This is a genomic window from Martinezella sp. CNPSo 3795, assembly GCF_057784475.1.
This window is the reverse complement of record NZ_JBXSOQ010000002.1, coordinates 58172-81045: the sequence shown is the minus strand read 5'-3', so window position 1 is coordinate 81045 and position 22874 is coordinate 58172. Positions and strand designations below refer to the sequence as shown.

Here is a 22874-nt window from a genome sequence, read left to right as displayed (position 1 = left end):
TGAATGCCTCTGCCTCCAATTTCCAATCCATACATACTCGACAATTCGGCGGCTGGTTGGATTACAGCAAGATTTCGCCTACGATGCCGCGAGCAAATATCCCTCCCGCGGATCATCGATTGCGGTCCCATTGATCGTGACCGAATATCCGCTAGTCGCGTCAACTCTCGAAACCGAAATTTCGTATCGACCGCTGGGCAGTTCCAGCGCAGCCGAGTAGCCGTCCCATCCGGCCGGCAGCGCAGGCTTGATGTGCAACCGTCCGCTTTCGGTGCGAATACCGAGGATGCCTTCGATTGCAACGCGATAGAACCACCCGGCCGAACCGGTGTACCAGCTCCAGCCTCCGCGCCCCCTGAGGTCGCCTTCTCCATAAACGTCGCCGGCGATAACATAAGGCTCGACGCGATAGGTCTCCGCGGACGATTTGTCGAGCGCGTGGTTGATGGGGTTCAGCATTTCGACCGCGCGCCAGGCGTCCTCGCCGCGGCCCATCCGGGCAAGGGCAAGAGCCGTCCACGTGGCGGCATGCGTGTATTGGCCGCCGTTTTCGCGGACACCTGGCGGGTAGGCCTTGATCACACCGGGATCATTGACCGGCTTGACGAAAGGTGGCGTCAGCAGGCGGATGAGCTTGCCCTCCTCATCAACCAGCTTATCGAGGACCGCGTTCATGGCCATGTTGCTGCGATCGGCATCTCCCTCGCCGGAGAGCACGCTCCAGGATTGGGCGATCGAGTCGATCTTGTCTTCCGCCGATTGGCTGGAGCCGAGAGGCGCGCCGTTGTCGTAGTAACCACGGCGATAATATTCGCCATCCCATCCGGCCGTTTCGATCGCGGCCTTGAGCTTTTCAAGATGATCCGCCCAACGGCTGACGCGTTGCGTGTCGCCGCGCTTTTCCGCATAGGCGATGAAGCGACGCAAGGCGCCCGCGAGGAACCAGCCCAGCCAAACGCTTTCACCACGGCCGGCGATGCCGACACGATCCATCTTGTCGCACCAGTCACCGCTCATCATCAGCGGCAACCCGTTGACGCCCGTGCGCTTGATCGCGAGATCGAGGCCTAGAGCGGCATGTTCGTAGAGCGATGCGGTCTCGTCGGAGACACGTGGCTGCAGGAAGGCGTCGTACTGGCCGGGGCTGAGCTGCGCGCCTTCGACGAAGGGCAGCATCTCGTCCATGATCGAGGCGTCGCCGGTCACCGTGCAATATTGGTCGAGGGCATAGGCAAGCCAGACCGGATCGTCGGAGATGTTCGTGCGAACGCCGGCACCGCTATCTTGCAGCCACCAGTGCTGGAAATCGCCTTCCGGGAACTGACGGCGGCCGGTATTGAGGATCTGCTTGCGGGCGATCTCAGGCGAATGCAGCAGGAAGGCCAGCGAATCCTGCAGCTGGTCGCGCAGGTTCCACGCACCGCTCGATTGGTAGAAGGCGGTGCGGGCCATGATGCGGCAGCCATAGGTCTGATAGGGCAGCCAATTGTTGACCATGAAGTCAAGCCGCTTGTCCGGTGTCGAGACGTGCGTCTTGCCGGTGAAGCTCTTCCAGAACTCACGCGTCTTCTCTAGAACCTCCGCAAAACCGACGGAGCGGATGTCGGCGATGAGAGCGGCGGCTTCCTCCTGCGAGGCGGCATCACCCATATAAAAGCAGATGTCGCGCACTTCACCTGGCTCGATCGTCAGGTCGAATGCCATGGCGGCTGCGGGATCACCATCGAGATCGACGGCATTGGAGAGCCGCGAGCCGGCCGAAACCGTGCGCGGCTGCTGGATCGTCCCGTGCCGGCCGATGAACTCGCGGCGGCTGGTGGAGACGCTCGACGGTGCTTCGCTTGCAGCAAAAGCCGCAACACGCGTCCCGAAGCTTACGCTGAACGGATTTTTCGCAAAGACCGCTCCGCTCACGCTGTCGAAGCTCGAGATGATGAAGGGCTTGCTCTTCGTCGGGTTGTTGCCGAGAATCCATTCGGCATAGCCGTAAAGACGCAGCTTGCGTGCTTCGCCTGCATCGTTGCGGATACGCAGTTGCGTCAGCTTGACGGGCTTTTCCATGTTGAGGGTCTGGGTGACCTCCAGGGAAATCTCGTCCTGAACCGTCGAAAAGATCGAGTAGCCAAGGCCATGCCGGGCTTCGAAGCGCGTGTCCGAGCGCTGCGCGAGCGACGCGTAGGGCACGATGACGGAGCCGCGGTCGAGATCCTTCAGATAGAAGGCCTCACCCGGACGGTTTGTGACCATGTCGTTGGTCCAGGGCGTCAGCTGATGATCGCGGGAATTCTGGCTCCAGGTGAAGGCAGCGCCTTCCGCCGAGACATGGAAGCCGAAGCTCTCGTTGGCTATGATGTTAACCCACGGATGCGGCGTCTGTTCGCCGCCGGACAGGCGCACGACATATTCGCTGCCATCGGCCGCAAAGCCGCCATAGCCGTTCCAGAAGACAAGATCGCTGCCATCGACTGGGGGCGTCCCGACAGTGTCGCGAACCATACGCGGCACCAGGGTGGAATCGCCCCACTGACCAAGCAACGCGGGCGAACCGGAAACGGAACGGGCCTTCTGCACCTGATCGATGAGGCTGCCATCGCGACCGCGCAGCACGACGCGCGAGGCGGCGATGATGGCGTCATAGGCTTCCGGAGTCGTCAGATCCTTGCGCAGGACATAGATATTGCGCTGGATGCCGGCAACCTCGCTGGCGTGACGCGCCGCGTCACAGAGCTGGTCGATGGTGCGCTGCATTTCGGCAGCCGCCTCGCCGGTGCGCTCGTTGAAGATGACAAGATCGACCTCGACGCCGCGCGATTGCAAGAGGCCTTGCGCACGCAGGAGTTCCTTGACGAGATCGGTGCCGAGCTCGTCGGTGATGCGCAAGGTCATCAGTGGTGCATCGCCGGACAATGTCGCGCCCCAGAGCACGGACTGCGACTTGAGGCCTTCGCGGACCGTCTTATTGTCGGCACGCAGCGCCATGTCGGGATAAATGATGTAGCGGGCAAAGCGCTGGTAGGCGGCCGCCTCCTTCGAATTGACGCCGATCTGGCGCAGCTGGCTCTGCGTTCTCGTCCAGGCCTGAACAAGACCCTGGGCAAAGCTTTCCGGCTGGCGATAGTGATCGACCGCCGCCTCGAGCTCGGTGCGTTCGGCCGCGGCAATGGTCCAGAAGGTTACGCTGACCTTTTCTCCTGCCGGCACACGAAGCGTCCGGCGCAGCGACAGGCAGGTATCCATCGTGAAGCCGCTCGAATTGGAAAGTTCCGCACCTGCGTCGAACGCGGCAGCTTCCGTCAGCGTGCGCCCCCGCCCAAGGAAGCGCATGCGGTCCGTCTCATACTGTGTCTGCAGGCTCTCGCCTGACGTATCGACGATGAGATGGGCAATGGCGACCTCGGGATCCGTCACGCCACGCTTCTGCCGCTCGACGAAGATCGCGTCACCATTCTCGGCGATTTCGGTCTTGAGGAACATACGCGCAAAGACGGGGTGACCCGTATCGACGGCATCGAGCGTGGCGACAGGCTCCATGTACGAGGTCACTTCGATCACCCGATCTTCCGTGCCGGTGTTGCTGATCGTCAGGCGACGGCCTTCCGCATCGTAATTGCTTGCGACGAAGACTTCCATTTCGCTTGTCAGCTCACCGACGGTCTTGATGAACTCCGCCTTGTCGTCGCTAAAGCTCACCCGAACATGCTCGTTGGCGATCGAGCGCGGCTCCGCCGTCGCGGACCACCATTCGTTCGATGCGGTGTCGCGCAGAAAGATGAACGATCCCCAGCGATCCTCGGTCGGGTCGGCGCGCCAGCGATTGACGGAGAGATTTTTCCAGCGGCTGTAGCCGGAGCCGGTCGCCGTCAGCATCGTGGAGTAACGGCCGTTCGACAACAGCAGCAATTCGCGCTCGCGTGAGGCTGGATCTTCAAGGCGCCGCACTTCCGGACGCATCAGGTCGCCTTGGATGGTCGCCGGCGCGTCGGTTTCGTGCTTCGAGGCCATGACGGGAATATCGCGCGGCGCCTTTTCCTGCAGCAGCAATTCGGCAGCCTCGATCACAGGATCGGCATGGAACAGTTCGCGCAGCAAGCCGTCGAAAGCCACGTTGGCGACAGCGGCGATCGACATGCCGTGATGGTGCGCATAGTAGTTGTAAACCACCGCGCATTGCTTGCCCTCGGGCACGCGGCTTGCCGTGAAATCGACGGCATCATGAAAACCATACATGCCGAGCGCGCCGACCGCCCGCAACCGCTCGAGGTTTTCGAGGGCCGCGACCGGATTATATTGGCTGGCGAGCAACGAGGCGTAAGGCGCGATGACGGCGTTCTGTCCGAGACCGCGTTTCAGGCCGAGCGTCGGCACCCCGAAGTTGCTGTACTGATAGTTCATCTGATGATCGCGGGCGTTGAAGGCCGCTTCCGAGATGCCCCACGGCGTGCCAAGCTTGCGCGCATAGTTCATCTGCTCGAGAACGATCAGATTGTTGGTCTGGTTGAGAATCCCGCCGCTGCGCTCCTGCATGACGAGAGGCGGCATCAGATATTCGAACATCGAGCCGGACCACGAGACCAGCGCACCGCGCGTGCCGACGGGCACGACGTGGCGGCCGAGCTTGTACCAATGCTCCGTCGGCAAATCACCTTTTGCTACGGAGAAGAGGCTCGTCAGACGCGCTTCCGAAGCAAGTAGATCGTAGCAGGCGGCATCCACTTCTTCCGTCTCGACGCGGAAGCCGATCGACAGCAACCGGCGCTCCGGGCGATAGAGGAAGCTGAAATCCATATCGAAGGCGATTTCACGGGCGCGATCGCCGATCCGGATCAGCCTTTCGCTGATATCAGGTGCCTGGGCGGGATCGAAAGCCTTGTCGACCTGATGGAGTTCGCAGGTTTCGACCAGCTTCTCCGCCCAATGGACGACTTCCTCGCTCCGCGTGGTCTTGACTTCCCTGTCAAGGCTTCCGGCAAGTTCGCGGATTTCCCGAGCCTGCCCGGCAAATCGTTCGATGAGGCCCGAGGAAAATTCCTTCTCGCGTTTACCGGTCGCGACCGCCGCTTCAAGCTCGGCGATACGGCCGTCCAGCCGGTCATGAAGGGATCGGTTCGACCGCGTATCGTCATCAAGCTCCGAAAGCACCTCGCGCAGAATTGCCGCGACATCGCCGATGCCGTCGAGATCGGTGTGGATATGGGCAAGAGGAGACTGGGCCCAGATGCGGCATGCGGATGAAACGGCGATCAGATGGCCGGCGAAATTTCCGCTATCGACTGAGGATACATATTTGCGGCCCAGCGGCTTCAAGGTGTCCGTATGATACCAGTTGAACAGGTGGCCGCGATATTTTTCCAGCTTTTCGACCGTCTCGATCGTCTGTTCGATGCGCTTGACCGCGTCCTCGAACGAAATCCAGCCGAAACGACGCGCCGAAATGACCGACAGCAGATAGACGCCGATATTGGTCGGCGATGTACGCATGGCGACGACCGCATGCGGCGTCTGCTGAACGTTGTCGGGCGGCAGGAAGTGCTGATCGGGAACGACGAAGTGGTCGAAGTAGCGCCAGGTACGTCTCGCGATCTTGCGCAATTCGTTGCGGACGTGGTCGGGCACAACAAGCCGATCTTCGGTTTCCGCCGTCTGGCTGACCAGCCAGGCGATGGCTGGCGACAGCACCCAGAGAAACGCGAAGGGAAGTCCGACCAGCCACGCGATGTCGCCGGAAGAGGCGGCGAAGACCAGCGCCACAATGGCCAGGAGGGGCGCGCGCCACATGACCTTGTAATGGCCGAGGATCGTCGTCTGCGCCATGGCCTGCGCACTTGCGGCGGTGCGCCACTGCAACATCAGCTTGCGGCTGACGAACATGCGGTAGAGCGAGCGGACAATCGCATCCGCCATGACGCAGGCGATGTCGGCGATGAAGATGATGCGCAGCGCCACCTGGGCATTGGCATTCTCAATATCTTTCCAGACGGTATGGAGATGCGCCCGCAGGATGATGTCGCTGGTTCGCGGGATGATACCATTGATCAGTGACAATGTCGGAGCAACGAACAGGCTGAAGATCAGCAGGATCTGCCAGATGAGCGCGCCGAAAGGATCCATCCAGTACCAACCGAGCACGGAAGCGAAGAACCAGGCGATCGGCGTCAGCGAGCGACGCAAATTGTCGAGCATCTTCCAGCAGCCGAGCGCGGTAATGCCACGGCGCTCGTCGAAAATGTACGGAATAAGCTGCCAGTCGCCGCGAGCCCAGCGATGCTGACGCGAGACTTCGACCTCGTAGCGAATGGGGAAATCTTCAACGAGCTCGCAGTCCGTCACCAGACCGCATCGCGCCATCGAGCCTTCGAGCAGGTCGTGGCTCAATATCGAGTTCTCACTGATCCGACCCTTCAGCGAGGCTTCGAAGGCGTCGACGTGATAAAGGCCCTTGCCGGTGAAGGTACCCTCACCGGTGATGTCCTGATAAACGTCGGAAACCGCGAAGACATAAGGGTCTAGACCGCGATTGACCGAAAAGACACGCTGGAAGGTCGATGCGTCCTTGCCCGTCGTCAGCGACGGCGTCACGCGCGGCTGCAGCACGCCATAGCCATCGACGACGCGCTGCTTCTTGTCGTCGAAAACCGGGCGATTGATCGGATGGTGCATCTTGCCGACGAGCTTCGTGACGGTATCACGAACAATGCGCGTGTCGCTGTCCAGCGTCATGACGTACTTGACGTCGGCCGGCACGACATCGAAGCCCGCGATAAAGCTCGTGTCTTGGCTGCCGCGCAGCAGCATGTTGAGCTCGTGCAGCTTGCCCCGCTTGCGCTCCCAGCCCATCCACACGCCTTCGGCCGGGTTATATTGCCTGCGGCGATGCAGGAGATAGAAGCGCTGCCTGCCTTCTTCCGAATAACGTGATTCCAATTCGGCGATCTTGCCGCGCGCATAATCGAGAACGTCGAGATCGCGGGCGGTCTGTTCTTCCTCGGCATCCGGCCAGTCGGTCAGGAGCGCGTAATAGATCTCACCGCGAGCATTGGCAAGGTAATGTACCTCAAGATTGCGGACGAGTTCATCGACGTGCTCACGCCTGCCGATCAGGGAAGGAATGGTGACAAGCGTGCGGGCGTCCGCCGGCAAGCCCTTCTTGAATTCATAGCCGACGAGACGATCCGGTGTGATGAAGAACGTGGCGAAGAAATTGAAGAGGCCGGTCGCGCCCTCGGATGCTGGGAGCGCGAACATCAGCAGCAGGACGATCGTCGCAAACAGCGGCATTCCCGCGTCGACGAATGCCCATTCGACCAAGACGAGCGCCAGCAAAGTCAGGAGAAGCACGGGAACGGCGATCGATAGCCAGTTCAGCTTGCGGACCATCCGCATGAACCGCAGGCCGAGCGTCGGTCGGAAGCCGATTTCCGCCTCCAGTGCCGGGCGCCCGTCGCCGACGAAATAGTAGCCAACGTTGCTTGCAGATCCGTCCCTGCTCTCATTCTTTGCACGGTCGGTCAGCCGCACGGCGGCCTCGGCGATATCCATCTCCGTCTTGTCGGACCGCTTCGCGAGCTTTTCGATCTGGCGGCGGTAGCTGTTGCGAGATCCGGCATCGAGCTCTGCATAATCCGTCTGCTGCCAGAGCAGCTTGTCGATGGTGCTGACCTCTTCGACCCACTCCGACCAGTCGGTGTCGTTGATCTCGCGCAGGCTCTTGATGATGCTGCCCATCAGCGCATTAGCCGCGCCGAGACGGGTCTGCTCAGCCGACATGACGGCTTCGGCATCCGTTTCCTTGGCGGAAAGTTTGGCCTCCAACCAATTCAACGCAGCTTCTGTTGGTTCGAGTGCATTGCGAAGACGATAGTGGAGCTGCGTGACGAAGGTCGTGTCGTCGAGATTGGCAGCGAGCGTTTCCAGATATTGCGCCGCGCCGGCGTCACCGAGCGAAATTGCCTCGGTGGCCGCTGCATTGGCCGCCGCGCGCATTTCGCGGCTCTTATCGATCTGCGATGCCACCCGGCGAAGATTGTCGATCAAGACATAGCGCACCAGCGAGGGCAGCGCCCAGAGTTCGCCGATCCGTAAGGTTTCGCGGTCCTGGAACCCTTCGGTGACCGCGGTCATGCCAGCATTGCTGATATTGCTGTGCGCATGCGCCATGTAGAGCCAGGCGAGCGCGAGGGTGCGCGGCACCTCCGTGCCGTCGAGATTGATCTTGCGCAGTTCGCGATAGAATTTTTTCGGAAAGTCGCGGCGAACTTCCTGGATTGCCTCTTCGACAATGTAGTGGTTGTCGAGCAGCCATTCGGCAGCTGGCGTGATGCTTTCGCCAGCATCGACATCCGCGGCGGCGGCGCGATAGACCCGCAGGATCTCGTTTTCGTTCTCCTTGTGTCGGAGATAGAAATCGAAGCCACTGAATTTTAGGAGATCAAGCGTGCGAGTTTCTGCAAACTTTGCTGCCATCGCTCTCAGCTGATCGTTGGACAAGAGAGTGGCGCGAATTCCGAATTCGCGATCCAGATGAGCCATCTGAGGAGTTGGAGCAGAATCGTTGACAGTATCTTTAGATGACATGTGTCTTTCGCTTTTGTCTCGTCGTTTCCCGAATGCAGAGTTCCAGAAACGACAACCCGGAGCCTGAGATCTTCATTGCAGCGCCCCAGTTGACGGTAACTGGGGCGATGATTGCCGCTTAACTAGCCGCACCACCCTGAACGCAGGATTAATTGTCTGGGCCGGCGACGTTGGCGGCCGTCGGAATTGCCGTCTCGAAGCAATCGGCCATTCTCGCTGAGCTTTCCTGCAAAGCTCCTTAGAGGCAAAACAAAATCATCTTATTCCTGAACTACTGGCACACAATCTGACGGCGTATTTGATCCCGTAATTCACAAAGGAATGAATTACCAGAAGGGGAGCTTAAATGTCCGTAATCGCACCGACACTTTCCCATGTGCTTCAAAATATCGAGCGGTTCAAGGCAGAGCTAGACAGCAGCGCCGACCTTCGGCGTCGCCTGGCATATGCTCGCGCTTGGTATGCTCTTCAAACCGAAGATGGCAAGTGGCTCTTCGCGCCGGACGCGATGGGCGTCGAGCGGAGAAACAGCTGCAATCCTGGTTGACCTCCGTGCCCCAAGCCGATCATCTTCATCAGGAGTTGACGGAAGCGCTCACGACCTTTCTTGCCAGCTACGGCAAATCGCCGAGCACAGCCTGTCGGATCAGCGTAACCAGCGATTTCTACCAGAGCCAAAACAACCGATCGGCGGATGATCATGTTTTGACCAATCTCTTGATTGCCGTGGCAAGTCGCCTGTCACCTGAGGAGCGCCTCGGACTGAGAGCCGCCCTCTAGGCGGGAATCCTCGCATATCCTGCGGTTTTCAGCCGAACTTCATGCCACTGCGCGGGCTTACCACGCAGACGCCGTCGAGGCACCTAGAATGTGGCGATATTACAATGTGTTAGAGGAAAGAGGGCACCACTCCCATCAAAAGCATGAATAAGATGAAGGCGACTCCAACCGGACACCTGCGTGCCTTCCCGATAGTCGGCACGCGTTCGCAATGAAGCTCCGAAACGGACGGCTACAAATTCCGGATCGGACGCATGTAAGTTCCAACGTGAACGCGCTGGCTATCTTAATTCGCGCCACGGTCGTTTGGTGATAATACGACCGAAAGGTGGCCCCTGTTGGCTTTAGTCGCGCCAAGGCGCACCAACGCATATCCGGCACCGCCAATCTCAATCAAAAGGTCTGATCTCATTTCCCGATCGGTGACCACCTTGATTTTGGTCCATTTGTCTATCTTCGTGTCGTGCGGGAGAGGCAATCCCTCTCGCAGCAGGAGGGTGAGCTCAGGTGCTCTTTCCGACTTATAAATACAAATCCTCATCGCGCGGAACCCTAACTGCACAGATTTGTGACAGCTATATTGCAGTGCGTTATCAACTATTGCAATGCCGCGAAATCATTCTTTGCAAATGGCCGACGAATATGTCTGTCCTCCTATCCATGATTCTACCGCTACGCGTATGAGATAACGATAGATCAATCAGCTCCGGCATTCGACCGCACGCCTTGATCCAACGGCCTCATTGGCTCGTGAGCCGACACGTGGAGCCTCGACAACAGGGCACCACGTCCGCTGGCGCCGAGCTTCGATGTGTCAGCTTTCATGACGAAAGCCATTTTTGGTGGCATGCACCATGAAAAGCAATGATTGCAGTCCATTCAAGTGCTGAAGCTCAGGTCGGTGGAGTGCCGATGAGCTGCTCACGAGCGCAATGCATTCTCGCCGTGACGGTCAGAACGCGCTCTTCACCACGCCGCCATCAACCCTGAGCGCCGCGCCATTGGTGGCCGAGGAAAGCGGGCTCGCGATATAGGCGACCATGGTTGCTATTTCTTCGGGCGTTGTGAAGCGCTTAATCAGTGAAGTTGGCCGGATTTTCTCGAAGAATTCGGTCTCGAATTGCGCGAAGCTCTTTCCTTCGGATCCGGGCAACGCTGCGACGAAATCCTCGACCCCGCGCGACTTCGTTGGACCAGGCAGCACACTGTTGACCGTGATCGCGGTGCCGGCAACGGATTCGGCGATACCGCGCGCTGCCGCGATCTGGGCCGCCTTGGTCACACCATAATGCACCATCTCGGCAGGAATATGCACGCCGCTTTCGCTAGATATGAAGATGATGCGCCCCCAGTTATGCCGGCGCATCGACGACAGATAAAGACGAGCGAGACGAACGCCCGAAAGCACGTTGACATCGAAGAAACGTCGCCAGTCAGCATCGGGAATTTCTTCGAATGGCTTGGGTTCGAATATGCCAAGGTTGTTGATCAGGATCTCGACGTTTGGGAAGCGCTTCGTGACCGCATCGGCCGCCGCCTCGGTTCCAAGATCGCCGGCAAATCCGTCAACGTGGCCACTTCCGATCGCGGCAAGTTCGGCGACCGTGCGATCAACCGCATCTTGGGTTCGTCCGTTGACGATGACATGGGCGCCTTCGCGAAGGAGAGTTGCCGCGATGGCATGACCGATGCCGGCGGTGCTGCCGGTGACCAGAGCCAGTTTACCGTCAAGCTCGAGGTTCATGAGGGTTCTCCAATGAGAGATATAACAGGAAGAGCACGCGGAATAAGCATGTTTCGCAAGGGAAGGCTATTTGCTTTGAGAACCGCCACCCTACGACGGATCCGGTTGATTGACCAGCGCACTTCCTTGGTAGCGATCGCCGATGGGATATGACGATCAACGCATTATCCGTAAGCGATCGTGCGAGATCCTCTGCCTCATTCCATGGTGCCGCCATTCAGCCTCGGCTTCTTCTTCCGGTCAGCAACAGCACCGGTATGGCATTGCCGTCAATGGGTTGATCAGATTGTTCGCATCGGTCGTTCCTCGCGTCTCTGTTAAAGGCAGCGAGACGGCGTCGCGTCCTGGTGAATGCCGGGATTTATGCGGAAGGCGCATAAATTGCATGTTCAAATCTCGTTTGTGGCCGAATTCAAAAGCAACGTAAGCTTTTCCCATTAGAAAACGGAAGCTCACCAACGAGCTCAGGGGATCGAAATTTGATGAATTCAGCGCCACTGGACGTGAATGCGCTTGTGATCGTGCCGCAGCGAAAAATCGGCACGAAGATCATGGCGGCGATTTGCGTCATCCTGCTTCTTCTTCTGGCGAGAGCCTTCTGGAAGGGCGATATCGCCTGGGAATATGTCGGACAGAACCTGTTCACCAGGGCCGTCATGGCGGGCGTCGGCAACACGATCATCATGACCTTCTGCGCCATGATCGTCGGCATCGTGCTCGGTGTCGTTGCCGCGATCATGCGCATGTCGGACAATCCGGTTCTGCGCGGCATCTCGGTCGGCTATATCTGGCTGTTCCGTGGCACGCCGGCGCTGCTGCAGCTTCTCCTGTGGTTCAATCTTGCCTTGATCTTCCCGACGATCGGCATTCCCGGATTGTGGTCGCTCCGCACCGTCGATGTAATGACACCCTTCGTTGCCGCCCTCCTTGGTCTTGGCATTCAGCAGGGGGCTTATACCGCCGAAGTCGTGCGCGCCGGCCTTCTGTCGATCGACAAGGGGCAGATGGAAGCAGCGCAGTCGATCGGCATGACGAAACTGCGGGCAACGCTGAAGATCGTTCTGCCGCAGGCCATGCGTGTCATCGTCCCGCCGATCGGCAACGAAACCATCGGCATGGTGAAGCTCACCTCGCTTGCCAGCGTCATTCAATATTCGGAAGTGCTCAAAAACGTCGAGGACATCTACTATGTCAACTCGCGGGTCATCGAACTGCTGATCGTCGCCGCCATTTGGTACATGGTCGTCGTCACCATCCTCAGCATCGCACAGATCTATATCGAGCGGCATTTCTCCAAGGGCTGGGGCAGGCGGGATGCGGGCGCCCAGCAGGCGGCCAACCAGGCTCTCACCGGGGAGGCAAGCTGATGGACGCGACCATCAAGGCGCACGGCCTGCAGAAGTACTTCGGCACGTTTCATGTCCTGAAGGATATCGATTTCGAGATCAAGAAAGGCGAAGTCGTCTGCATTATCGGACCTTCCGGTTCGGGAAAAAGCACCTTCCTGCGCTGCATAAACCAGCTCGAACAGATCGATGCCGGTTATGTCACGGTCGAAGATGAAATCGCCGGCTATCGCCGCGAGGGCAATCGGCTCTTTCCGCTGCCGGATCGGGAGATCGCCCGCCAGCGGCAAGCCGTCGGCATGGTCTTCCAGAAGTTTCATCTCTTCCCGCATCGCACGGTCCTGCAGAACATCATCGAAGGTCCGGTCGGCGTGCAGAAGCGGCCGAAGCAGGAGTGCCTCGCCGAGGCGCGCGTTCTTCTGCGGCGTGTCGGCCTTGCCGACAAGGCGGGCGCCTATCCAGGCGAATTGTCCGGTGGTCAGCAGCAGCGCATCGCCATTGCCCGTGCACTCGCCATGAAACCGAAGGCCATGCTCTTCGACGAGCCGACCTCGGCACTCGATCCCGAACTTGTCGGCGAAGTCCTCGGCGTCATGAAGGAGCTTGCCGCCTCCGGGACGACGATGATCGTCGTCACCCATGAAATCGGCTTTTGCCGAGAGGTCGCCGACCGTGTCGTCTTCATGGATGCCGGCATGATCGTCGAAACCGGGACGCCCAACGACATATTGGAAAACCCCAGGAATCCCAGAGTGAAGAACTTCATCTCTGCGGTGCTTTAACAAGAAAAACCCGAAGCAAGATCATCAGAGGACAATCGCATGAAACTCATTCGTCTCGCCGTTTCGGCGGCCCTGCTTTCGCTCGCGGCCACCGCCGCCTCCGCGGACTCGAGCCTGAACCTCATCAAGGACGGCGAGCTACGCATCATGACCAACCCGATCTATCCGCCCATGGAGTTCGTCAATCCGGATACCGGCACGATCGATGGCTTCGACGTCGACCTGGCAAATGCGATCGCCAAGAAGCTCAACCTGACGACCGTGTTCGTGACCTCCGCCTTCCAGGAGCTGCAGAGCGGCCTTCAGACCGGCCGCGCCGACATGATCATCTCCGGCATGAGCGACAACGTGAAGCGCCAGGCCAGCATGGACTTCGTCGATTACATCACCAGCGGCCCGATCCTCTTCACCGTCAACGCCAATGCCGCGACCTACAAGCAGGCGACCGACCTTTGCGGCAAGACAGTTGCCGGAAGCCGCAGCACCTCCTTCGGTGATAACGTCAAGGCGTGGAGCGCGGAGAATTGCGAAGGCAAGGGCAAGCCCGCCATCAAGTTCGAGGGAACGGCGGACTCGAACGCCGCCCGGCTCGGCATGAAGCAGGGCCGCTATGACGCGGTCGTGCAGGGCATCGAAACGATCGCCTATCAGATGCACATCGAGCCGAACACCTACACGCTCGTCGGCGAGCCGCTGCTCAGCAACGATACATTTGGCATTGGTTTCAAGAAGGACCACACCGCGCTTCGCGATGCGGTTGCCGGTGCTCTCGACGGGCTGATCAAGGACGGCACCTATGACGAGATCCTCAAGAAGTGGGGCCTCATCCACAATGCCGTTCCGAAAGCCGTGATCAACGGCGTCAAGTAAAGCTTGAAGAAGCGCCGCGATAAGAGCGGCGCTTCCCTTTCCATCGTAGGCAGTCATCGGCCGGGGCGTCTCAGCGCCCGCGGATGGATGGTTGCGTCCCAAAACACCTTGAAGCGCATGCAGAGTCCCATGACTGCGAAGAGTGCAATCAAATCGGCAAGACCAAGCCTGTGGCCGGCAGGCCGGCAATCGGCTGTGGCGCTTGCCTTCGATGTCGATGGCCCAACGGGCGATGCGATGCTTGACGGCTCGCTGCTCTCCAATCCCCGCTATTTCACGCAAGGCGCCTATGGTCCGTGGCGGGCATTGCCGCGGCTTCTCGATCTGCTCGCGGCTCATGGGCTCAAAGCGACCTTCTTCGTGCCGACCTGGGTGGTCGAACATTGGCCGTCGCAATGCGAACGCATCCTTCGGGATGCGCATGAGATCGCTTATCACGGCCACCATCACGAGGTTTTCATCGACTGCAGTCGGCAGCAGCAGCTCGACATCATGGGGCGCTCCCGCGACATCTTTCAAAGCCGCATGGGTGTGACGCCGGTCGGCTTCCGCACGCCCTCCGGCGACTGGAGTGACGAGACCGCGCAATTGCTGCACGAGTTCGGCGTCATCTATTCGAGCTCTATGCGCGGCGACGACAGGCCTTACTTTCACACGGCATCGCTCGGTCGTGGGCTGGTCGAGATTCCGGGCCGCTGGGATATCGATGATTATACCGCGCTCGCCTACAGCGAAGAGCCTGATTTTCCCATCGGCCTCGACCGCATCTCCAGTTACGCCGATGTTCAAAGGAACTGGTGCGCCGAATTCGAAGGCTACCACCGCGAAGGGCTCTGCTGGACGACGATCCTGCATCCGAAAGTCTGCGCCAAACCTGGTCGGCTTGCGATCCTCGAGGGTCTGTTCAAGGCGATCACCAGCCATGGCGACAGCGTCTGGGCGACACACTGCGCCGAAATCGCAAAGTGGTGGATCGCACAACATCCGGAGAAGGCCGCATGAGCAGCACGGCATTTGAAGGTTTCTGGCCACAGGGCAAGACATGCGCGGCGGTCGTCTCGGTGATCTTCGACGATGGGCTCGATGCCGTCGTGCAGGCGCCTGATCTCAAAGGGCGCAGCAAGAGCTTTTCGGTCTGGCAATATGGCGCCGCGCGCGGCGTCGAGCGTCTCTGCAACGCCTTTGCCGATGCTGGCATATCCACCAGCTGGTTCGTGCCCGGCATCGTTGCGGAGAAACACGAACGGTTGCTGCGCGATATCGTGGCGCCACACCATCAGATCGAGAGCCACGGCTGGGATTTCGAGCGCTATGATGCGATGGATGCGCCTGCCGCCGTGGACCTACTCAAGCGCAGCCGTGACAGGTTGAGCGGGATCGCATCGAATGAGGTTTCCGGCTTCCGGTTGCCTGCCGGCAACTGGCCGCATCACTTCGACCGGCTACTGGTTGAGGCGGGATATACCTGGTCGGCATCGCTGAACGGAGACGATGTGCCCTACAGCCATTCCTCGTCGCTGGTGGAGATCCCGGTTCACATCGAGCTGGAAGATCGGCCCTATTTCCAGTTCAATTTTACCCCGGCCTTTCCAAAAGGGCAAAGCCGCATTCCGTCTTATGAGGCGGTTCTTGGCAACTGGATCGCCGAGTTCGATGCCTACCGCAAATACGGCCTTTGCTATGTCATCCAGCTTCGCCCGGAATGGACCGGCACGCCAGGCCGGATCGCGCTCGTCGAGGCCTTGCTCGCCCATATCACAAGCTTCGGTGACGTGTGGCTGGCGACGGCGGCGGATGTCGCGCGCTGGCATGCCAATAAGGGCCTTGCCGCACCGGGCGATCACCCGATCAATGTCTACGAAGCCTATGTCGATGAGGAACGGCCCCGTGAGCGATAATCTGACACAGGCACTGGCGGAGCTTGTCTGCTCGACGAGCTATGAAGCTTTTCCGCCCGAGACCATTCACAAGGCGAAGCTCCATATTCTCGATACGCTGGGAGCTGCCATCGCCGGCTCGGCCTCTCGCGAAACCGATGCGGTCGTGGCGATGCTTGATATCAAGGCCCAGACCGGTCATGCCGCAATATGGGGGCGACCGATTGCGTCGGACGCAAGGACAGCCGCCTTCGTCAACGGCGTATCCGCCCATGCCTACGAGCTTGATGACAGCGGCGGTTGCGATCATTCCGGCGCCGTCGTCCTTCCAGCTGTGCTCGCCGCGCTTGGCGATCGAAGTCAGCCAGTGAGCGGCAGCGAGCTGCTGCGCAGCGTCCTGCTCGGCTATGAAGTCGGCCGTCGTGTGCTGGAGGCGGTCGGCGGATATGAAGAGCACAACGGTCTCGGCTGGCATTCGACGGGCACTTGCGGTTCATTCGGCGCTGCCGCTGCCGTCGGCAGCATCGTGAACCTCGATGTCAATGCAATGGCCTCCGCTCTCGGCTCCGCTTGCTCCTTTGCTGGTGGAACCTGGGCCTTCATCCACAATGGCAGCTCGACCAAGAAGCTTCATGCCGGCCGCGCCGCCGAAGGCGGGCTTATGGCCGCCTATCTCGCACGGCAGGGATTCGAGGGGCCTGATAGCGTCTTCGAGGTGGAGCGCTGGGGCAGCTTTTTTGCGACTTTCGGCGCCGGCAAGGGCGATCCGCAGGCGCTGATCCGCGACTTCGGACGCAACTGGCGCCTGAACCGATGCTCGATCAAGCCGCATGCCACCTGCCGTGGCACGCATGCGGGCATCGATGCGCTTGATATCATGCTACAACGTCATGGTCTCAAGCCCGACGATATCGCCGCCATCGAGGTCGATATCAGCGGCTTCCAGTATGGCATGTGCGGCGGCAAGATCATCGAGTCGCGCGCGCTGGCCCAGATGAGCTTGCCCTATGCCCTGGCGGCCCGGCTGCGCTACGGCAAGGTCTTTCTGGCCGAGCTTGAGGAGCCCGCGTGGTCGGCCGTGGAGATCGGCCCGTTGATGGATCGCATCACGGTGCGAATTGATCCCTCCATGAAGGACGAGGACGAGCCGGCGATCACCATCGTCACGACATCCGGCGAACGGCATCAGCTCGTCGTCGAATTTCCTCTTGGAGGCCCACAGAACCCGCTGAGTGATGAGCGACTGATCGGCAAATATGCCGCGCTTGCCGCCATGGTGCTGCCGGCATCAAGGGTCGACGCCCTCAGCGACTTCGTTCTCGATCTCGAAAATCAGACCGACGCCAGCAGCCTGCTGGCGCTGCTTCAATAGGGAGTGCGCCCGGAGGAGGGCGGCATTCGTTCAAAAGGGAAGACCGCGATGAGGAATCAGAAAGAAGTCACATGGTCGCCGCTGTTCAAGGAGGCCGTCGCCAGGGATTTCGAGAGTTTTCATGAGTGCCTTGATCAAGACAAGCGTATCGCCTTGCACGACGTCGCCGGATCGAAGGTCCACGCCGAGATGCTTGCGCGCGCGGGCATTCTGACCGCGGAGGACAACGCGCAGATTCAGGCCGGTCTCGACAAGGTGGCCGAAGAGATGCGTTCAGGTGCCTTCGAATGGAAGACCGAACTCGAAGACGTCCACACCAATGTCGAGGATCGGCTGATCGCGCTTGTCGGCGATGCGGGCAAGAAGCTGCACACGGCAAGATCGCGCAACGACCAGGTGGCGACCGACATTCGTCTCTATGCCCGCGAGCAACTGGATCTTCTCGCCGGCGATCTCAAGACGCTGATCGGCGCCTTTGTCGATCTCGCTGAGAAACATGCCGATGCGATCATGCCCGGCTTCACGCATTTGCAGGTGGCGCAGCCCGTCACCTTCGGCCATCATCTGATGGCCTATGTCGAAATGTTCCTGCGCGATCTCGACCGGGTTGGCGCGGCACGCGAACGGCTCAACATTTCGCCGCTTGGCGCGGCGGCGCTTGCGGGCACCGGTTATCCGATTGATCCTGAATACAGCGCCTCCAAGCTTGGCTTTTCTACCTCCTTCGCCAACTCGCTCGACGCCGTTTCCGATCGCGATTATGTGGTCGATGTCTGCAGCGCCGGCTCGATCATCATGGGGCACCTGTCGCGTTTCAGCGAGGAAGTCATTCTCTGGTGCACGCCGATGTTCGGTTTCATCGAGGTCGGCGATCAGTTCTGCACCGGTTCCTCGATCATGCCCCAGAAGCGCAATCCGGATCTGGCCGAGCTGGTGCGCGGCAAGGCCGCCCGCGTCATGGGCAATCTCGCCTTTTCGGCCGCGCTCATGAAAAGCCAGCCGCTTGCCTTCAACAAGGACCAGCAGGAATCGAAGCCGCCGCTGACCGATACGCTTGAGACCGTCCGCGCCGCCGTCAGCGTCACGGCGCAAATGATCCCGACCATCACGGTCAAGCACGCAAGAATGCTCGCGGCCGCTACTCAAGGCTATTCGACCGCAACCGACCTTGCCGATTATCTCGTCCGCGCCGGCGTTCCGTTCCGCGATGCGCACCATGCGGTCGCCGCGATCGTCGGTACGGCCCGCGACAAGGCCCTTCCGACGCTCTCGGAGCTTTCCCTTGCCGAGATGCAGGCCTTTGCGCCTGGTATTCGCGAGGATGTCTTCGAGGTGCTGACGGTCGAGGGATCGGTTGCTAGCCGCGACCACAAGGGCGGCACGGCGCCGCGAAGGGTCCGGCAAGCCATCGAGACCGTGCGTCGGGCGATCGCCTGAGCGGATCGGTTGCCATTCCATACACATGCTTTAATGCTTGCCGTTCGAGACAGCAAAGAAGCCGGGTAGGGAATGGAGCCAAGGTTCGATCACAACAGGTTGCCGCCGCTGCAGACCCTGCAGACCTTTTCCGTTGTCGCGGAAACGGGCAGTTTCACAGCGGCGGCGGCGGAGCTCAACCTCAGTCAGAGCGCGATCAGCCGGCAGGTGCAGCAGCTCGAGCATTATTTCGGCTGCAGCCTGTTCGAACGCCACACCCGCAAGGTGGCGCTGACGGAGCGCGGCATGGCGCTGATTCCGATCGTCGACGGATTGCTGGCGTCGCTGAAGACCTCGTTCGAGGCGACGCGAACGACAGTGCGCTCGCTGACCATCCGCATGCCGCCGACCTTCGCGCGCAAATGGTTCCTGCCGCGCCTGCCGGATCTCCACAGGCATCACGAGGACCTGAACATCAATATCGATACCGCCTGGTTCCTGAGGCCGACATTTTCGGTCGGCGATATCGACATGCTGATCACCTACGGTAATGGTAACTGGCCCGGAATGGACGTGCTGCCGCTATTGCGGGAGCAGTTGACGCCGATGTGCTCGCCACAGTTTCTATCGAAACTGGGCGATCCGCCCGCGGTCAAAAACCTGCAGAACTGCGTTCTGCTGCATTCCAATCCGCGCCATAGCGACTGGACCCTTTGGCTGCAGGCCGAAGGCGTCTATTCGTTCCAGGCGGCCCGTCATCAAGTCTTCGACACGCAGGATTTCGCGATGACCGCTGCTGCGAGCGGCTATGGCGTGACAATGGGCGATCTTGCCTTTTCGCGCCAGGATCTCCAAAGCGGCGAGCTGGTTGCTCCATTCGAGCGGATCATCGACAGCGGCTACGGCTACTACGCACTCTGGCCGGCCCGCGCCGAAGCGCGCCAGAAAGTGCGCGCCTTTTCGGATTGGCTGAGGCACGCCTGCAGCGCGAGCTCGGACGGCTTTGGCGGAGATCGAGCCGAGACGTCATCGTAAGTTCCGTTTCCCGCGCGCGATGCAGCGACAGGCGCAATGCCTAGTTCATGCCCGGCCGTGCCACCCAAAAAAACGCATCGACCGCTGGTTCGCCGAAGACAAGGGCAGGGGGAGGGCCAAGGAGCGCAAGCGAACTGGGGATCATTGGTCTTCAGGGTATCCGTGATGCCGCATCCTTGTATTGAGGGAATGCCGATAGCCGCGAGCGAGCAGCTATCGGCGTCGGTCAGGAGAACCGAAAGGAAGGCGGGGAGCCCTTCCAGTGCCAGAACGAGGCACCATGCGGAAAGTTCCTGATGACCATTGAAAGAGGTGTGTTCCTCTATTTCCTCGCCAGCTTAGCGCATGGTCGCCGTTGGCCATTTCGCCGCCCGCCCAGAGGCTTCGTCAATCGCCGACCTCATATTCCCCGGCGAGTTGTCTATCGAGTGGAACATTTTGGGAGCTTCGGAGTAGTTTGTTCAAGCCAGACTTCTTTTACCCACGGACAAACGCGGAAACGGAACAATTCCGCCCAGCGCGGAATTGAAACAGTTGAAAACTGTCCCTCGATTTGACGGAGAGCGCCGTGCCAAAGACTGCAAGAATTCCTGACGTTATCTCACCCGACGATCACGTCCTCACGGCAAAGGAAGCGCTTGAGGTTTCTTTTCTCAAGCTGGAGCAAGAAGTGGAGGTCCGCCTCGTCGCCGCGGCTCTACGTGCGGGATGGTCGGCGGACGAGGCGTTGGATGCCATCGATCAGCTCCGGGCGGAGGAAAACGGAGATTGAGGCGCACGCTCGGGCGCGGCCCTCGCGGTTGGCGTTTAAATCACGTGGCCGTGTGATGAAAAAAGAGACCTGATATAATCGGGCGCCATCTGAATTCCGCTGGGTGCGGCGACGGCGACTGCGTCCCAGATGTAGGTTCGAAAGGGAGGCTCCGCATGCGGAAGCTCCCTCCAGCGTTTAATCGCGATGCTCCGGCATTGCCTTCAGCTGGTCCTTTGTCCAAGACGTCACGCCATGGACATCGCCGCTTTCGTCACGCATGAAATCGAGATCGGTCACTCGAACGGACACCGGCTTCGCACCGATGCCAAGGAAGCCGCCGACATCGATTACGACGCTGCTGCTGCTGCCGGCTCCATGCACGTGGTCAACCGTACCGATCTTATGATCATCGGCGCCATAGATGGATGCGCCTTCCAGGTTAGCTTGTGTGAGTTCTTCTTCGGTCAGTCGTATGTGGTTGCTATGATCCATGAGCGTTTCCTCCTTTTGCTTCCGAACGCCCATTGACCAGCGACGTGATGGTGTTGCGTTCGTGTTTAGCCGTGTACTTGGAGCTGACGTCACAAACCACGACATCGTCTCCTCGATCAACATGAAGACCAACGACCGTGTAATCGCTTTGTTCCCGGATTGAGACTTCGGGCAAGCAATGGCTGCCCTTCATGCGCGCCAAAACCGTTTAGGTGGCGGCCTACACGCACCTCAAAAAGAAAGCAGAGCGGCTGGCCCCTTCAAAAACACTGATTTGCGTTTAACCACACTTCGAAACGCAGGCGGTTTGCCCATAGTTGTTCCGCGATCCAGGAACTCGATCTCGTGATCGGGCGTTGTACGTCGTCAATTTGGTGTACGCGAGAGGTGAACGTGGTTGAGAGCAAGAAGCCGGCAGTGGTCAGTTCCGGCATTCCCGGGCTGGACGAAATTCTCCGTGGCGGTTTGCCCGCATCAAATCTCTATATCGTTCAAGGTGCGCCGGGGTCGGGCAAGACGACCGCAGCGTTACAATTCCTCCGCGCCGGTGCCGCGAACGGAGAGCGCTGCATTTATGTCAGCCTGTCTCAGACGAGGGCGGAGCTGGAAGCGATCGCCCTGTCGCACGGCTGGACGCTTGAGGGCATCCGGGTGGAAGAGCTCGCGGCCTCCGATTCGATCAAGGGAGCAACCGACCAGTCCATTTTTCAGACGGCCGAACTCCGTCTGGACGAGACAAGGAAGATGATCGAAACCGCGATTGAGGAACACAAACCGAGCCGATTGGTCTATGACTCACTGCTGGAAATACGGTTGATCACCGGCGATTCACCCCGCTTTCGTCGTGAGTTGATCGCCTTCAAGGCGTTTCTTGCCAAACGCGACATCGTGGCTCTGCTGCTTGACACCCAAACACCAGAGACCGATCGAACAGGCGAGGAGGTCGATGGCATCGCTCACGGCGTCATTTGTCTCGACAAATCGCTTGAGGAATATGGCGCGGTTCGCCGCCGCATCGAGGTCAGTAAGATGCGCGGTGTGCCTGTCGCGGACGGCTATCACGACATGGCGATCCGAGAAGGCGAGGGCGTGGTCGTGTTCCCGCGGATCATACCGGGCGCGGTGGCGAGAGCGATCGAGCCTCAGTTGATCAAGTCAGGTGTGGATACCCTCGATGACATGTTCGGCGGTGGGCAGGAAGCGGGAACAACCACGCTCGTCATCGGTCAGGCGGGTACTGGTAAATCAACCATGGCCTCGCTTTATGCGACTGCGGCCCTCAAACGAGGCGAGAGCGTAGGCCTGTTCCTGTTTGAGGAACGAATAGAGACTTTCTTCCGGCGTTCGGAGGGATTGGGAATGGATCTGCGCCAATTCCACGAAGATGGTCAGTTGATCATCCGGGATTTCAACCCGAATGAGATATCGCCAGGTGAGTTCGGTCAGATCGTGCAGCAAGCGGTGAGCAGTGAAAAGGTAAAAGTCGTCGTCATCGATAGCTTCACGGGATATCTGAATTCATTGCCGCATCGCGAAAAGGCGGTCCGAGACATCCAATCGCTTCTGAAATTTCTCGCGCGAGCTGGCGTGCTTACCATCCTTATAGTGGCGCAGCATGGTCTGCTTGGACAAGGGGTCGCTATTGATGTCGATGTGAGCTTTCTGGGTGACACGGTGCTTTTGCTGCGAATTACCGAGCATGAGGGTAGGCTGCGACGGAGCATTACTGTCGTGAAGAAACGGCACGGTCCACACGATCTCGACGTACGGGAATTGTTCATTCAAAGCTCCGGTGTCGCGGTGATCCCATATAACCCCATTCCGGAGACCTAATC

General features: G+C 59.6%; 14 protein-coding genes. 11 read left to right on the top strand and 3 right to left on the bottom strand.

Annotated elements, in window-relative coordinates; all coding sequences use genetic code 11:
• Nucleotides 1-78: 78 nt before the first annotated feature.
• Nucleotides 79-8571 carry a glycoside hydrolase family 94 protein gene (locus AC13QY_RS05270; RefSeq protein ID WP_488492798.1) on the bottom strand — a complete coding sequence of 2831 codons (8493 nt, stop codon included), beginning with the start codon at nt 8569-8571 and terminating at the stop codon, nt 79-81.
• Nucleotides 8572-9057: 486 nt separating this feature from the next.
• On the opposite strand from AC13QY_RS05270, the gene AC13QY_RS05265 reads away from it, so the two are divergent.
• On the top strand, nt 9058-9351 hold the full coding sequence (locus AC13QY_RS05265) for a hypothetical protein (protein ID WP_488492797.1): 294 nt from the start codon (nt 9058-9060) through the stop codon (nt 9349-9351).
• Nucleotides 9352-10303: 952 nt separating this feature from the next.
• Here AC13QY_RS05265 and AC13QY_RS05260 read toward each other — a convergent pair.
• Complete coding sequence (locus AC13QY_RS05260; protein ID WP_488492796.1) at nt 10304-11095, bottom strand: SDR family NAD(P)-dependent oxidoreductase; 792 nt, start codon at nt 11093-11095, stop codon at nt 10304-10306.
• A 482-nt stretch (nt 11096-11577) separates the two neighbouring features.
• On the opposite strand from AC13QY_RS05260, the gene AC13QY_RS05255 reads away from it, so the two are divergent.
• The 9 genes from AC13QY_RS05255 to AC13QY_RS05215 all read left to right on the top strand — a co-directional run bounded on the left by AC13QY_RS05255 (nt 11578) and on the right by AC13QY_RS05215 (nt 20565).
• The gene (locus AC13QY_RS05255; RefSeq protein ID WP_488492795.1) at nt 11578-12462 is read left to right on the top strand and encodes an amino acid ABC transporter permease; all 885 of its coding nucleotides are present in this window, start codon (nt 11578-11580) and stop codon (nt 12460-12462) included.
• Nucleotides 12462-13223: an amino acid ABC transporter ATP-binding protein gene (locus AC13QY_RS05250; RefSeq protein ID WP_488492794.1), complete on the top strand. Its 762-nt coding sequence runs from the start codon at nt 12462-12464 to the stop codon at nt 13221-13223. The genes AC13QY_RS05255 and AC13QY_RS05250 overlap by 1 nt, the downstream gene beginning before the upstream one ends.
• A 39-nt stretch (nt 13224-13262) precedes the next feature.
• Entirely contained in the window at nt 13263-14093 is an 831-nt protein-coding gene (locus tag AC13QY_RS05245; RefSeq protein ID WP_488492793.1) for an ABC transporter substrate-binding protein, read from the top strand.
• 129 nt (nt 14094-14222) lie between these two features.
• Nucleotides 14223-15095 carry a polysaccharide deacetylase family protein gene (locus tag AC13QY_RS05240; RefSeq protein ID WP_488492792.1) on the top strand — a complete coding sequence of 291 codons (873 nt, stop codon included), beginning with the start codon at nt 14223-14225 and terminating at the stop codon, nt 15093-15095.
• Complete coding sequence (locus tag AC13QY_RS05235; protein ID WP_488492791.1) at nt 15092-15991, top strand: polysaccharide deacetylase family protein; 900 nt, start codon at nt 15092-15094, stop codon at nt 15989-15991. The genes AC13QY_RS05240 and AC13QY_RS05235 overlap by 4 nt, the downstream gene beginning before the upstream one ends.
• Nucleotides 15981-17342, top strand: coding sequence for an MmgE/PrpD family protein (locus tag AC13QY_RS05230; RefSeq protein ID WP_488492790.1), 1362 nt, complete (start codon nt 15981-15983; stop codon nt 17340-17342). The genes AC13QY_RS05235 and AC13QY_RS05230 overlap by 11 nt, the downstream gene beginning before the upstream one ends.
• A 48-nt stretch (nt 17343-17390) precedes the next feature.
• Complete coding sequence (gene argH, locus AC13QY_RS05225; protein WP_488492789.1) at nt 17391-18779, top strand: argininosuccinate lyase; 1389 nt, start codon at nt 17391-17393, stop codon at nt 18777-18779.
• 72 nt (nt 18780-18851) lie between these two features.
• A complete protein-coding gene (locus tag AC13QY_RS05220) occupies nt 18852-19793 on the top strand; it encodes a LysR substrate-binding domain-containing protein (protein WP_488492788.1) in 942 nt (313 codons plus the stop codon).
• A gap of 568 nt (nt 19794-20361) precedes the next feature.
• Nucleotides 20362-20565: a hypothetical protein gene (locus AC13QY_RS05215; RefSeq protein WP_152094378.1), complete on the top strand. Its 204-nt coding sequence runs from the start codon at nt 20362-20364 to the stop codon at nt 20563-20565.
• Between the two features lie 177 nt (nt 20566-20742).
• Here the strand turns inward: AC13QY_RS05215 and AC13QY_RS05210 are convergent, their stop codons facing one another.
• Nucleotides 20743-21039, bottom strand: a complete 297-nt coding sequence (locus AC13QY_RS05210; protein WP_113420254.1) for a PRC-barrel domain-containing protein — start codon at nt 21037-21039, stop codon at nt 20743-20745.
• Between the two features lie 393 nt (nt 21040-21432).
• Here AC13QY_RS05210 and AC13QY_RS05205 point away from each other — a divergent pair, with 393 nt between their 5' ends.
• Nucleotides 21433-22872, top strand: a complete 1440-nt coding sequence (locus AC13QY_RS05205; RefSeq protein WP_488492787.1) for a DUF7125 family protein — start codon at nt 21433-21435, stop codon at nt 22870-22872.
• Nucleotides 22873-22874: the final 2 nt, after the last annotated feature.

Coding starts and splice junctions, on each gene's coding strand:
- AC13QY_RS05270 (WP_488492798.1), bottom strand. CDS start 8,571: ATGTCATCTAAAGATACTGTCAACGATTCTGCTCCAACTCCTCAGATG.
- AC13QY_RS05260 (WP_488492796.1), bottom strand. CDS start 11,095: ATGAACCTCGAGCTTGACGGTAAACTGGCTCTGGTCACCGGCAGCACC.
- AC13QY_RS05255 (WP_488492795.1), top strand. CDS start 11,578: ATGAATTCAGCGCCACTGGACGTGAATGCGCTTGTGATCGTGCCGCAG.
- AC13QY_RS05250 (WP_488492794.1), top strand. CDS start 12,462: ATGGACGCGACCATCAAGGCGCACGGCCTGCAGAAGTACTTCGGCACG.
- AC13QY_RS05245 (WP_488492793.1), top strand. CDS start 13,263: ATGAAACTCATTCGTCTCGCCGTTTCGGCGGCCCTGCTTTCGCTCGCG.
- AC13QY_RS05240 (WP_488492792.1), top strand. CDS start 14,223: ATGACTGCGAAGAGTGCAATCAAATCGGCAAGACCAAGCCTGTGGCCG.
- AC13QY_RS05235 (WP_488492791.1), top strand. CDS start 15,092: ATGAGCAGCACGGCATTTGAAGGTTTCTGGCCACAGGGCAAGACATGC.
- argH (WP_488492789.1), top strand. CDS start 17,391: ATGAGGAATCAGAAAGAAGTCACATGGTCGCCGCTGTTCAAGGAGGCC.
- AC13QY_RS05220 (WP_488492788.1), top strand. CDS start 18,852: ATGGAGCCAAGGTTCGATCACAACAGGTTGCCGCCGCTGCAGACCCTG.
- AC13QY_RS05210 (WP_113420254.1), bottom strand. CDS start 21,039: ATGGATCATAGCAACCACATACGACTGACCGAAGAAGAACTCACACAA.